Annotated in this window: 7 protein-coding genes; 2 read left to right on the top strand and 5 right to left on the bottom strand. The window is 54.1% G+C overall.

The features are described from left to right. Positions 1-124: 124 nt before the first annotated feature. Positions 125-469, bottom strand: a complete 345-nt coding sequence (locus GSH16_RS10685; protein WP_160854829.1) for a hypothetical protein — start codon at positions 467-469, stop codon at positions 125-127. Positions 470-1,106: 637 nt separating this feature from the next. Here GSH16_RS10685 and GSH16_RS10680 point away from each other — a divergent pair. Together GSH16_RS10680 and GSH16_RS10675 are read left to right on the top strand one after the other, a co-directional pair. Beyond that, positions 1,107-2,273, top strand: a complete 1,167-nt coding sequence (locus GSH16_RS10680) for a hypothetical protein (protein WP_160854827.1) — start codon at positions 1,107-1,109, stop codon at positions 2,271-2,273. Next, positions 2,270-3,394 (top strand): reverse transcriptase family protein, encoded by a 1,125-nt coding sequence (locus tag GSH16_RS10675; protein WP_160854825.1) that lies wholly within the window; start codon positions 2,270-2,272, stop codon positions 3,392-3,394. Before GSH16_RS10680 ends, GSH16_RS10675 begins: the two co-directional genes overlap by 4 nt. 971 nt (positions 3,395-4,365) lie before the next feature. Here GSH16_RS10675 and GSH16_RS10670 read toward each other — a convergent pair. Genes GSH16_RS10670 through GSH16_RS10655 form a run of 4 tightly spaced genes read right to left on the bottom strand, consistent with a single transcriptional unit; the run spans position 4,366 to position 12,179 of the window. Next, positions 4,366-7,494 carry a DEAD/DEAH box helicase gene (locus GSH16_RS10670; protein WP_160854823.1) on the bottom strand — a complete coding sequence of 1,043 codons (3,129 nt, stop codon included), beginning with the start codon at positions 7,492-7,494 and terminating at the stop codon, positions 4,366-4,368. Beyond that, on the bottom strand, positions 7,487-8,842 hold the full coding sequence (locus GSH16_RS10665; RefSeq protein ID WP_160854821.1) for an EH signature domain-containing protein: 1,356 nt from the start codon (positions 8,840-8,842) through the stop codon (positions 7,487-7,489). Before GSH16_RS10665 ends, GSH16_RS10670 begins: the two co-directional genes overlap by 8 nt. Beyond that, on the bottom strand, positions 8,839-10,122 hold the full coding sequence (locus GSH16_RS10660) for an OmpA family protein (RefSeq protein WP_160854819.1): 1,284 nt from the start codon (positions 10,120-10,122) through the stop codon (positions 8,839-8,841). The genes GSH16_RS10665 and GSH16_RS10660 overlap by 4 nt, the downstream gene beginning before the upstream one ends. After that, positions 10,119-12,179: a hypothetical protein gene (locus GSH16_RS10655; RefSeq protein WP_160854817.1), complete on the bottom strand. Its 2,061-nt coding sequence runs from the start codon at positions 12,177-12,179 to the stop codon at positions 10,119-10,121. The genes GSH16_RS10660 and GSH16_RS10655 overlap by 4 nt, the downstream gene beginning before the upstream one ends. Between the last annotated feature and the right edge of the window lie 252 nt (positions 12,180-12,431).

The following is a 12,431-nucleotide window of genomic DNA, read 5'->3' as shown; positions in this document are numbered from 1 at the left end:
GGTCGAAATGACGGTTTGTCACAATCGTTCGACTGACTGCATGGAAGTGGCCATTGAGGAACAGCCCATTGAAGCGGCCAAACGATTGAAATCCATGGCATCTGCAATGTCAGCTGCCGAGGGTCTACTCACTCCGATTGTTTGGATGATACATTTTATATAGAGATTGCTCGAAAGCGAAAAGCAAAGTGCTAGGAATCTTGCCTTCTTGATGCCATTCCAAGGCTGATAGCCTGGCTATGATCTGTGCCTGAAACAGATCTGGGAACTTGTCTCCAGGGTTCCTAAAAAACCAAAGAGCTGTTTGCGTAGCCAGCATTTCAGCTGTTTGACGCTTGGGTAGTACAAGCCGCGATGCATGGTCTTTCACGTCATCGTATGGAAAGACGTCGCCAAGGAGTTCCTCAGCCGCTATTTTTGAAGCCATTTCAATCTTGCTTTTTGTTCTTGATTTAAAAAATGCAAACATGAACTTCCCCTGCTTCCGTATTCAAAAAATGTTCAGAGAACATTCATTTTTATGGATTGGATTTATCATTCGCTTCTGAGGATTTGGATATTCAGAGGGCACTTTTCAATTCTATGTATGGTCGGATACTTAATTTTGCAATTTGTCGGTACCAATAAACCACCCGTAGGGGATTTCCGCAGAGTGGGCGTGCGAACCGTGGAGGGGAGTGTTTCCAGTAAGAAGAGTTGGCAAAATAACTCAAGCCTAACTTGGCCGCGAAAGAAATATAGGCTTACGCAAGCGCAGTGAATAAATATCTCGGAGTGAGGTAAAGGGGGCCTTGTTTAGCTGACCGAGAACTTCAGACAATCCTCCTATTTTTTCGGTTGAGGCATGAATGGCCAATTGAAACATTCCTGTTGCCACTTCGGCAATTTGGGCCATGCTAGAGGCTATTTTTTGAATTGAATTTTTTGTTTTGATTTATCAAAATCTCGAATAATCGCAATTGACGTATCAATTGAACGTTGGGCAAGGAGCCATTCATCTGAGAAAGACGACTTATCAGACAAGAATTTCGGAAACCGAAATCGGTAGGGAGTGGATTCGCTCACGCTCGAAGCATCTGGGTGTCGGCCGACAGCATTACGATGTATTGGCTGGCGAGCTCGATGAGATTGATTTGTCCGACCCCCAGATCCTGGAGCGATTTTTGGTCAGCAGGCTTTCTTTCATCCTGACAGCCTTTCCAAACCCCGTTGGTGTCTACTTCGATGGCGATTTCGCTACTGACGATATTTTTCGGCATACGTGTAGGCGAAGATCTAGTGGGAAATTCTCGACACGAGCTGAAGGTCTTGCCCGCAGCATCGGACTGGGCGAAAACCGGACACCTGTTGAAGAAGCATTTTCAGGAGTTCTCAAATACCTACACCGACGCCAACGTTCTTGGCTGTATCGGCCGACGCCGGATGAAGTTCGATTCTCGGAATGTCGTTCAATTCTACTTGTAGGAACCGATTCTTATCGGCTACGGCGCCTCCAAGAAAGCTTATCGGATTCACCTTCATGGAAAAGCTGGAGATCCTATGGGCTGATTGAAAATTTGTTTCAATTTTGCCCTCTGGGGTATGGATCAACCTATGATTGGCGCTGCAAGTTCAACGAGTTGGCGGATTCGTTGGGTCTGTCTAAAGGTTCCCTGGAACATGCAAATGCCATTGTGGTTCTAAGTCAGCACAATCTGGATGTTCAGTCTTCTTTCAACCAACTTCGGAAGGAGATATCCGAGTCAACGCGATCAAAACAGCGTCGTGAAAACTTTTCGGGTGGCGCTCACGCCCAGATCTTGGAGGATTTCATCCAGCTAGCAGAATCTCTCGAACGAGCTGCATCAAATGTATCTCGTGTCGAACGAAATACCTCGTCAGCAGCCAGAACGGCTGACGCCGGCCGGTTGGTTGTGAATGCTATGCCTAACAAGGAAGCGAGTGAACTGTATGCGCAATTAATTTCTATACGATCATACATCTCGAGTAGGATCGTGGATCTCCCGATCGAGACACGCAATCGGTTCCAAAACGCGGTGAACGGTTTCCTGTTCGACCCTGAGATAGTTCGGGATTTAGAGAACAGGATTGAAGGCGCAAAGCTAAATTTCGAGAATCCACAGTCAACAAACAAAGGGGACGAAATTCGAGAGCTTTGGACTGCGTTTTCACAGCTCGACCGAAATGCGAAGTCGGTTGCCCGAACGAACTTCAAGGAGGCCTCGGCAGATTTCGTCCCTAAGCTTGGATCGCTAGGGGAGAATGACCAGTGACCGGATGGTCTCGCCGGAATCCCTGGAGCCCAACGGCCTTTATGCAAGCATGCAGGCGTGAGGGAGAGGTTGAAACGATCGCGGAGCCAGCATTGGGTATTGCAAGGAGGATCAAGGCTCAAGGGCCGGATCTTCCCGTTTTGTTTTCACTCGAGCATTTGGCCGCGACTGTTGATGTTCCGATTGGACTTCTACTTTCCTACGTTGACCGCGAGAAGGACCCTTATCGAGTGTTCTCGATTTCAAAGAAAAGAGGGCCTAAGAGCGAAGCTTCAAATCGCAGGACGATTTGCGTCCCAGAGCCTCTCCTTTCGAAAACCCAATGCTGGATCGCCGCACAGATCCTCAACAATTGCAAACCTCACTCGTCCAGTACCGCCTACGCCCCGGGATCAAGCCTCGTCAATGCTGTAAAGGAGCACTGCGGTGCACGTTGGCTGCTGAAAGTAGACGTCAAGAATTTTTTTGAATCCATCAATGAGCTGATGGTGTTCGAAACATTTTCCTCTCTTGGATACCCTAGACCGCTTTGCTTCCAGATGGCGCGGATTTGTACAAGAGTTTTTGGAACAGCTCAATTCGAGGTATCCAAGGCACGTTTGGGCGTGCTCCCCCAAGGCGCTCCCAGCAGCCCAATGTTAGCCAATCTGGCGGTCAATGAGCTTGATGAAGCCATTTCGGAAATAGCAATAAGGCGTGGATGGATCTACACACGCTACGCTGATGACCTCGCATTCTCTACCAAAAGGGAGTCGAGCCGGCATGAAGCAAAAGAACTGATTTTCTCCATAGTTGATGAAATCCGTTCGTTTGGCCTTTCTCCAAACAATCGGAAAACGACCATCTCACCTCCGGGCGCCCGCAAGGTCCTGTTGGGATTGAACGTCGACACTAGTCGGCCCAGATTGACACGCAGATTCAAAAACAATCTCGAAACTCATGTCTATGCGATTACGAATCCATCCATCGGAATCAAAAAACATAGCGAGGCAAGGCAATTTAGGAGCGAGCAATCAATGATCAAACACATTGCTGGGCTAATTGCGTATGCCCGTTCAATCGAACCTGAGTACGCTGATAAACTGTACAGACGCTTGACTGCCGACGCGATTTCCACTTGATCGGGAAGGGGGCGGGTGATCAACTACCTTCACTGGGAAGGCAGCTATCAGTTACTGCGGGTCTTGCAACCCCGCCCCTAACAGGTGGATCAGCTGGTTCAGTTGGTCTTTGACGAACCGTTCGAAATCACGCACGAGGTGGTGGGACCCGCGCCGCCTTCGGGTTCGGCTCGAGGCCTCGCCTCGCGGGCCCCACCACCTTCCGCGTGAAACCAAAATCAGGTGATAAGTCTGCCTTCCCAGTTTCAATTGCGAGGTGTTGATTATGGTCGTCTTTGAGAAAGCTCAGTAAACCGATCGTGGCGCTCTGATGGGCTATGAGCGGTCTCTGGACCCTGAGATCACCAGACACATCCCGAAGAACACGCATCTCGGTCAGATAATCGGTGCCTGGGCGGGTCGTCTGGTGGAAGAAGAACTGGCCGTTCAGATGAATGACGAGCTCCTCGGCCGGATGCACGAGCGCTATGAGGAGGATATCAAGGCAGGCCGTGGCCGGGAATATGTGAATATTGCTGATCCGGACCTGACCGACGAGATCTATGCCGAGAATTGGCGAATGATCCCCCGGGCTCTGAAAGCCAAGATCGAAGAGCGTTATGGCGAGGATACGTTCATGGTGCGCCGGGACATGATCCATGGCACCCTGGGCTATCGCTCCCCGTCTGTGGGGGATGCCTGGACCGGAACGAGCCGCCTGTCGGATGATACCCGCAAACATATGCGGCTCACCATGACGGCGCTCCTGGGCAAGAATGCATTCAAGCATTTCGTGACGGCCGAGAAAGCATGGCAGGCGGGTGTGTCGGTGGCGAAGAACACCATCGTCATCCGGTCGGTCATTGTGCCGGCAGCCAACATCATGTCGAACCATCTGCAACTGACGGCCTCGGGTGTCTCTCAGCGGGATATCGTCCGTGGCTTCCAGACCAAGCTTGTCGAGATCGACCAGCATTTGCGGAATGTCGATTTCAGAGAAGTTCGTAGGAGCCATCGGAGCCAGGTGAAACAGGCGCAATCCCGTCGCGTCGAAATTGCTCGACCATTATCTCGGGAATCTTTCCTGTTTGTCCACGCTGTGGAGAAGCCACGGCCTCGGTGAGCCCCTTGACATCGGCTTTGCTGTCCCCCATCGGCCAAAGCGCCTGTTCGGCCAATCTGCGTTTGCGCTGCATTAGGCTCTGAAGCAAGCCATCGAAACTCTGTGCACCGAGCTCTGGATGGATCGCCATCGGAATATGCACCGATACCGGCCGGGCCTGACCGATGCGGTGGACGCGGTCATTGCACTGTTCCTCCACAGCCGGATTCCACCATCGTGACAGGTGAATCACGTGGGTAGCCGCAGTCAGCGTTAGACCTGTGCCTGCTGCCTTGGGGCCCAGGATCAGCATGTCGAAGCCCCCATCGACGTCAAGGTGTCGCTGGAATTGGTTGACGATCTGTTGGCGTCTAGGGATCGGTGTGTCGCCGTTAATCACGTCGATCCGATCGAGGCCGAACAAGTGGCGCACGATCTCGGCAAAGCGGAACTGCATGTCTCGATGTTCGATGAAGACGAGCACACGTTCACGTGCGTCTCGGATGCGGTGCAGAATATCAATCACGGCTTCGAGCCTTGCACTTTTTGCAATGAATTGGTCAGGGGAGCTGGCCCCTGCATCTCCGGGATGGACCGAGACTGAACGGATGTGGTGCAGCATTTTGAGAGCCGCGCCTGGTCCACCATTCGCCAGTTTAAGCTGGGCAAGATCGTAAGCTTCAGCTTGCATTTTGGGCATCAGACGCGGATGCAAGTACCTGCGCTTCTTGGGTAGGTCGCGGGCAACCTCATCTTTCAGTCGCCGCAGCCCAAGGGGTGGTTTGCCTTCATTCGGCTTGAACACGCGGTCATGGAGATCGGCCATGTTTTCAGCATCTGGCGTGGCGTAGCGTTCTCGGAAATCGGTTCCTGAGCCAAGGCATCCGGGTGCAATGCGATCCATGATCGTCCAGAGGTCGATGGCAGCGTTCTCGATCGGTGTGCCCGTCAAGCCGATGCGGAAATCAGCGTTCATCGCCTCTACGGCCCGGGACGCGAGCGTGGTGCGGTTTTTGATGTTTTGGATCTCGTCCATGACCATCGCCGAAAACGGAACACGACCTAGGGAGTGCTGGTAGTTTGCTAACGTCGTGTATGTCGTCAGAAACCAGTAGCGGTGCGCGCGCCCGTCTTCGAAGGCCTCGTCTAGCCAGTCAAGATCGAGCTGCGGCAATCCCGACTGGGTTTCCGTCCCTTGTGAGCCCCGTCGCTTTTGGGAGCCGAGTGAACCACCATATAGCCGGATGAGGTTGCCGAAGCCTCTACCCTCTACGTGGGAATCCACTTCCTGTTCCCAATTTCGAAGCAGGGAAGTCGGCGCCACGATAAGAATAGGACCTCGGCATTCTGCTGTTGGCTTTTTCATGTGTTCTTTGAGCCAAGTGAGGAAAGCGATGGTCTGCAACGTCTTGCCGAGACCCTGTTCGTCGGCGTTGAGGATACCGGGCAAGCCGGCCTGCCATGAATTTAGCGCCCATTTGAAGCTTTTGCTCTGATGCTGGTGAAGAGGCGTTCGGATCGCTTCGGGCAGGATTGTGGCGATTGCGGGGGTCCGGGCCGTTAACTGCGCCTGCCAAGACAGCTCTTCGTAATTGTTGAGCGTGTCGAGGATTATTGGTCCATCCGCATCGGGCGTTTGTACGGGTTCCTCATCAGAATGGTCTGGCATATTCAGCTTTTCGCGCCGATTTATCTCCCCTTCGATGGCGGCTAGCCTAGCTGGGGTAACTTCGACACTTTCGCCGTTTATTTCGGCCGGTGTTTCGCCGCCTTTTTCTAGAACGGCAGCCATTTGCTGGCGAAGGCTTTGCAACTCGCCGTCAGGCATCTTTTGAATCGCCTCGACAAGGTGTTGCGCAAAGGCTTCTGGCAGCCATGTGGTTCCGCTCCCCTCAATTGGTTCTGTGGGCGGCTTATGAACGGTGACGCCAGTAACGCGCTCAGAATATTCTCGACTTTCGACGAGCGACGGGCCGGCAATTGCCTCGACCATCTCCTCTTGTTCAGCGGCTTCGAGGCCTTCGAAGGCGCCAGTGGCCTCCATGTGTCGGTTCACGGCATTGGTGATGAAGCTGCGAGGGTTTTCGATGAACGCCCGTCGTTCTTCACGGGACGCTTTCTGAGCGCGCGCGAGTTCTTCGAGAACGGGGGCGGTACCTCGGTCAACCACAAGATAAGAGTTGTTGCCAAGTTGAAAGGCAGGGCGAGCGCCACGTGCGTGCAACCGGTGCTGGAAAACGGCAAGCTCTTCGCCGGAAAGTTCTGCATGCTGTTCAGAGATTTCGTCGTCGGTTATGCCTTCACTGTCTAGCCGCTGCGAGGAATAGGGTACGATTTCGAATTGCCCCAATGTGGCATCCGGAGCTATGGAGAACCGGTCGGCGATCCGCACCTCTAACCCACGTAAAAAAGCAGTCATTGACAATTGAGCCATCTTGCGGTTGGCGGGCATCTCGGGGGCGATCAGGTCCTCCGGCTCGATCGCTCGGCGGAACTCTGCAAGCGCCCGCCAATGGTCCTCGACCGGGCAGGTGGCGTCGAAGTCATCGGCAAGGTCCAACGCCCGCTTCATCCAAAGAGGCAATCGACGCGGACCGCCGGAAGTATGCAAAACGGAGCCGCGGCGCCTAGGATGCTCGCGGCGTCCGTTGCGTGACCATTCGTAGTGAAGTTTGAAGTCTGGTCGGCCAAGTACGCCCGTTACGTCAGTTTTCAGCAATAGGTCGACGGTACGTGGAAGACCAAGTGCATCCGCCGCCTGAACCGACAGGCTGGCGGCGGCGTCGTGTGAAATGCGGAGTAGATCCGGTGCGACAGAAACATCATCGATATGAGTGTCGGCCCAAGCCCGGAGGTCGCCAATGGCAAAGAGCAAATCCCGGTCTTCAGGCGCGAGCTCGGTGAAGCTCCGGTTTTTTGGTGTTGCCATCAACCTGGAGAGAAGGCCCTGCCTTGTCGGAGGAAATCGGATTTCGATGTCGTCATCATTGACGCTATAGACAGGTTTCTCCTCAGACATGCTGCAAGACCCACTGCGACCATCTCGGTATGGAATTGTGCGGCTTCGAGTTCGACGATGCCCGCATGATGTCATCGCAATGATATCGGCTTTTATAGAGTTTGGGAGCTTTGGTGTCGTCTGCACGAAAGATGTGCGTCTTGTAGCTGTGGCAGCCGTCTACAACAATTTTGTTGCCGATTCGCATGATCAGCAGCGACGTGCTCCCACCGCGATCGAGTTGGAGTCCGAAACGGTGATTCATGTTGGTTTTGTCTCCTCGCAAGAGGTTCTGTCGCGCATATCGCCGCGCCTCGGAGCCAAAAGCGACCCAGGCCTCATCGATCAGTTTGTCTTGATATAGCTTCAGCCAGAAATCTCTGCGCGGCGGCCACATGTGGCTATTCTGCGTGGCTGTGACCATGTCGCAGAAGAACTTCATGTCTTGATGCGTTAGCCAGCGGAGCAGGACGGCGCGTAACTCTTTGTCAAAACCCGACCAGATGCCGCCCGCGTACAGGCGCGGATCATTCCAAGCAGCAATTATTGTTTCACTTAACTCGTTTCGCGTTGCGTCAGAAGGGTTTCGGTCGCGCCATGGAGCCAGTAGCGCTTCTACAGCTGGACCAGCGCCGGCCTGAAGGACAGGTCCTTTCGCAGGCGTCAGCCAGTTGAAGAGTTTTCGACGGGCCTCGGCATTGATGAGATCGGGTGCCAGGCGTTCAATAAAGGTCTTCTGCGCTGCTTTGGCCAAGCCGGTCGTGTGAGGGCTGCTCAGGCCGATGGCCTTCAAGTGCGCGTAAGCGTCATCCGCCTCCAGCATGATGCTGGCTAAAGCATATGTCACGGCTTCCGGGCGGAACAACTCGGGTAGGGCGGTTATGAGATTAAGGTGTCGTGCGCCAAGTTCGTCGCTTCGATCCTCCAGAGCTTTCGCAAGGTTCTGTGTGTGTTCAGCGCCTGGAGTGAAGCTTTCGATATAGACGCCGACCATCCCGTCTAGAAAGGCACCGGGCTCTCGGGTCGCGATCTCCGTGAAGTAGAATTCCCGGACCGGCGAGAGATCCAGACGCGACCGTCGATCATCGTCGAACACCGCTATTGCGGCCGAGGTGACACGCTGCGTTGTGATGTTGCTCCAGTCCCACTCAGTCACCCGTCGCAACATCTCCATTGCCAACGTCTCTCGGTCGCGATCCTCTGGCGTGCGGACGGCATTCGGCCATCGGCTCCGGATGTTGGAGATTCTGCGCCTGATTTGCTCTAGTGACGGAAGCGCGCGAACACGAAACGATTGACCTCGGCTGAGCAACGCACGCGCCGTCGCACGGTTCCTGGCTTCAGATGCTGTTTGTTCTGCTCCGCTCACTGGGGGTCTCCGACGCTTTTCAGCGCCTCGCGAATAATGTCAATCCCGTCCGTGTCCTGTGGGGTCACCATGATGAAACGCAGGTCGATCCGGCGGTTTGTGGCACGACCTGTCGGCGTCTCGTTCGAAGCAACAGGTCGGTCCGGTCCGTAGGCGGCCACAGACAACACAGGTTGCCTCTTGAGGTTCTGATGCTGCATGATTCCTGATGCAGCCTGTGTCATGGCAAAGAAGGTGCTGTTTGCCCGTGCTGCAGACAGGTTTCGGTTTATTCGGTCTGTTCCGACATCGTCGGTGTGACCTTCGATCTGCACTGCCTCGATCATGACGAAGCCGGGATTGCAATCGTTTTCGAACCTCGATGCTTCGCCCAACGTGAAGCAGGGTAGCACTTCGTCGAGCCTTTCTGCCAATCGCGCGACGATCCCACGTCGATCCCTTGCCAGATCGGACCTTCCAGAGGCAAAAAGACCTTCGCCTTGAAAACGCAGCGCGTCGGATTCTTCGCTGAGTTCAACCTGAAGATCGGGAAAATCGACTTTGATCGCGTCGCGAAGTCTCTGAAGAACCTCGCGCCGCGCCTGCGCCACTTGAGCGAGGTATGCTTCCAAGGGGTCAATTTGCTGCAATTCGGCGAGTTGTCGCCTCAGGTCCTCAATCTCTTTTTCCCGTTCTGATATCTGTTGAAGAAGTGCAAGAATGCGCTCTTCCAGTTCCACGATCCGCGAGCGAGCCAGATCGAGTTCAGAGACCAATTCTGTCACCCGCGCCCGTTCGACATCGAGGGCGACTTTGAGGTTTTTGACCTGATCTAGTAGCTGATCACGTTGCCGCGCCAACTCTTCGAGCCAATCGTCTAGCGCAGAAATCTGTTGAAGAAGCGCCAGAATGCGCTCTTCCAGTTCCGCGATCTGAGTACGAGCCAGATCGATTTCCGAGACCAATTCGGCCACCCTTACCCGTTCGATATCGAGCGCGGCGTTTAAATTCGTGACCTGCAACTGCAATTGATTACGCTGCTGTTTCAAAGCTTCGATTTGGGCCTCGAGACGTAGTATGAGCTCCGCACGAAGTTCGGCTTTTTGCTGCCAGGCATCCCGGTCCTGAATGATCCGATCTAGTTCGGATCTGGGAACAACATCGGAGTCCTGCATTTGGCTGGCAAAGAAAGCGAGCAGGATCATCATGATGAAAAGGAAACCGACTGTCATGTCAGTCATCGAGATGAAAGCGCTTTCTTCTTCTTCCTCTTGCCGGAGCCGCCTTGCTTGCGCCCTCATGCACGCCCCCGTGCCTGTGATGGAAGAAACGCCTCGGCTTGCTCGACCACACTTCGAAGAGTCTGGAGGCCAGGGTCCAGCGTATCGCTCATCTCTTTTACATGATCCTGCGCCGACCCTAGGGCGGCTTCCAGCTTTGCATTGTATTCCGTCAAGGCACGGCCCAGCATTTCGTCGATCTGGTCAAGCTTCTCGGCCTCGCTCGAAAGTTGGGCCATGGTGGCTTCAGTGGCTTCAAGCGAGCGACGGATTCCCTCCCGCTCATTGCCGAGGGCGGTCTGTGCCGTTTCCAGTACATGCGCAGCATTCTGCGATACGGAAGCAGAGTTTAGCATAAGCGTCTCGGAAACGCTTTCGACGAGGTCTCCGACTCGGCGCAGCGTAGTTTCAATGCGTTCATGAGAGGCGCGGAGCGGTTCCGCTGCGGCTGTAAGGTCCTGACTGGCGTTACGGAAACCGTCCGAAGCTCCATTGATGGCATCTGCACTGGAGTTCATGCCCTGTGCAGCACTCTGTGCGCCTGAAGCTCCACGTTGGACCGCTTCGGCCATTGCCTCGAGGCGGTGGCTGATTGTCTCAAGACGGCCCAGCAATTCTTCTCCGATCGTGCTGCCCATTTCTGTGCCGAGCTTGGCAATTTCGGCACTAGTTTGATTGAAGCTGACGAGCAGCGACTTGCCCACATCTTCGATCGCCTGTCCTGCTTCGGCGCTGCTTTGTTCCATCCTTTCTCTGGCGGCATTGCCACTTTCCTCACTGGCGTTTGCGAGTGCATCACGGAAGCCCTCCGCTGCGGTACGCATCTCCTCCGCAGCCGCGCGCATAGACTGAGCGCCTTCACCTGTATTGTCCCGGATGCCAGCAAGGGTTTCGTTCATGACCGACAGAAGCTTGTCCGCTCCTTCGTTCATCGCTTCAGAAGCGGTTCGGCCGCTCGTGGCGACCTCTTCTCGCATTTTGGTGATTGCCTGTGCCATTTGGTCTAGGGCGCTGCGCAGACCGTCGCCAGCCTGTTCGTTTGTCGCGTTCATTCGGTCAACCATTTGGCCGATCCGATCTGTCGCCTCGCCAAGCGACTCGCTAGCGCGTGTCAGTGCATTCCCGACGGAGTGTGAAAGCTGATCCGACAGATTTCCAACGAGCCCTTCCATGTTGCTTGTTCCCATTGAGGTAACGCGGTCGAAGATAGGATCCATTTTGTCTGCAATGGCTCCAGTGATCCGATCGGGTAGGGCCTCGAGCGGCTTCTGAAGTTCGGCAACCATGCCCATTCCGATCTCGCGCAGGTGCTCGCGTTGCTCGGTGGCAGCGCGGAGTTGCCGGAAGCCAAGATCTTCTAGGCTGACGAAGACGAGACGCCGCTCAATGCCGATACATAGGCGGTGAAGGGCGGCGTCGAGCTTGTTTTGCCTAGTTCGGAGCAGGAATGTAAACAGGATCGAGCAAAATAGTCCTACCAAAGACATGACAAACTTTGCCGAAGCGATCTGCATGAAATCTCGCATCGCCCCGTCCATACCATCAGCGCTGACGTCGATAGATTGGGAGAACTGATGGAGTGCCGCGACAAGACCTAGGAATGTCAGAAGCAGCCCGGCCGACACAAGGGTGTTTGGAAGGATTCGGAAGAAGCCAGGCCCGAACCCCAAATCTTCGACGTTGAGAAAGGAGGCCGGTCGGATTGAGTTTCGGATAGTCGGCTCATCGTCGATGTCATCTCGCACGACGGTCTCGTTAAACTCGTCGAAGGCTTCCCAAACGGTATGCCTAGGGCCTTTCTTGGGAAAACTGGACCGCAGCTCGTAAATGAGTTCACTGTGCCCCTTCGCGAAAGAAGGAATGTCAGCGTAAGCCCGTATCTTTTGGTCAAGCAATTGTATTGCGTTCAGTTGACGTCCAGTCCGAAGCAGGTACCAAACTCCAAGAAAAATGGTCGTTAGCGCCAAGATCCCCGCAATCTGACCTGGTCGACTGTCCGACAGGGTCAACGCCTCCGCCAAGAATATTATCCCATCTTTGAGGTAGAGGCCGGATTGTTCGCCAAATTCGTTAAGCACTTAATGCTCCTGAACAGTTCTTGTATTTGCACGGATGCGTGAGGTGATGTTATTTGCGTTCTTTCTGGACTTGCAAGACCGCGCACGCTCACTTTCGAGAATAATCTCGCCGAGTTTGATGCCTCCCCTAACGATTGAAAGTTGTTTAGACAGAAGTACAAACTGTCGAAGAAAAGTTGAAGACGGATTTGACTTAGTAAATTTTTGCTTGAACTGCTGTTGACTTACGGCATGAAGCTCTGCGCAATGGAG

The organism is Oceanomicrobium pacificus, assembly GCF_009833495.1.
In the GTDB taxonomy this organism is placed as follows: Bacteria; Pseudomonadota; Alphaproteobacteria; order Rhodobacterales; family Rhodobacteraceae; genus Oceanomicrobium; species Oceanomicrobium pacificus.
Note: the sequence above shows the minus strand (reverse complement) of the source record. Positions and strands in the feature narration are given on the sequence as shown.

Excerpts from the sequence above, each read along its gene's own strand:
- GSH16_RS10685 (WP_160854829.1), bottom strand. The coding sequence starts at position 469 with ATGTTTGCATTTTTTAAATCAAGAACAAAAAGCAAGATTGAAATGGCT.
- GSH16_RS10670 (WP_160854823.1), bottom strand. The coding sequence starts at position 7,494 with ATGTCTGAGGAGAAACCTGTCTATAGCGTCAATGATGACGACATCGAA.
- GSH16_RS10660 (WP_160854819.1), bottom strand. The coding sequence starts at position 10,122 with ATGAGGGCGCAAGCAAGGCGGCTCCGGCAAGAGGAAGAAGAAGAAAGC.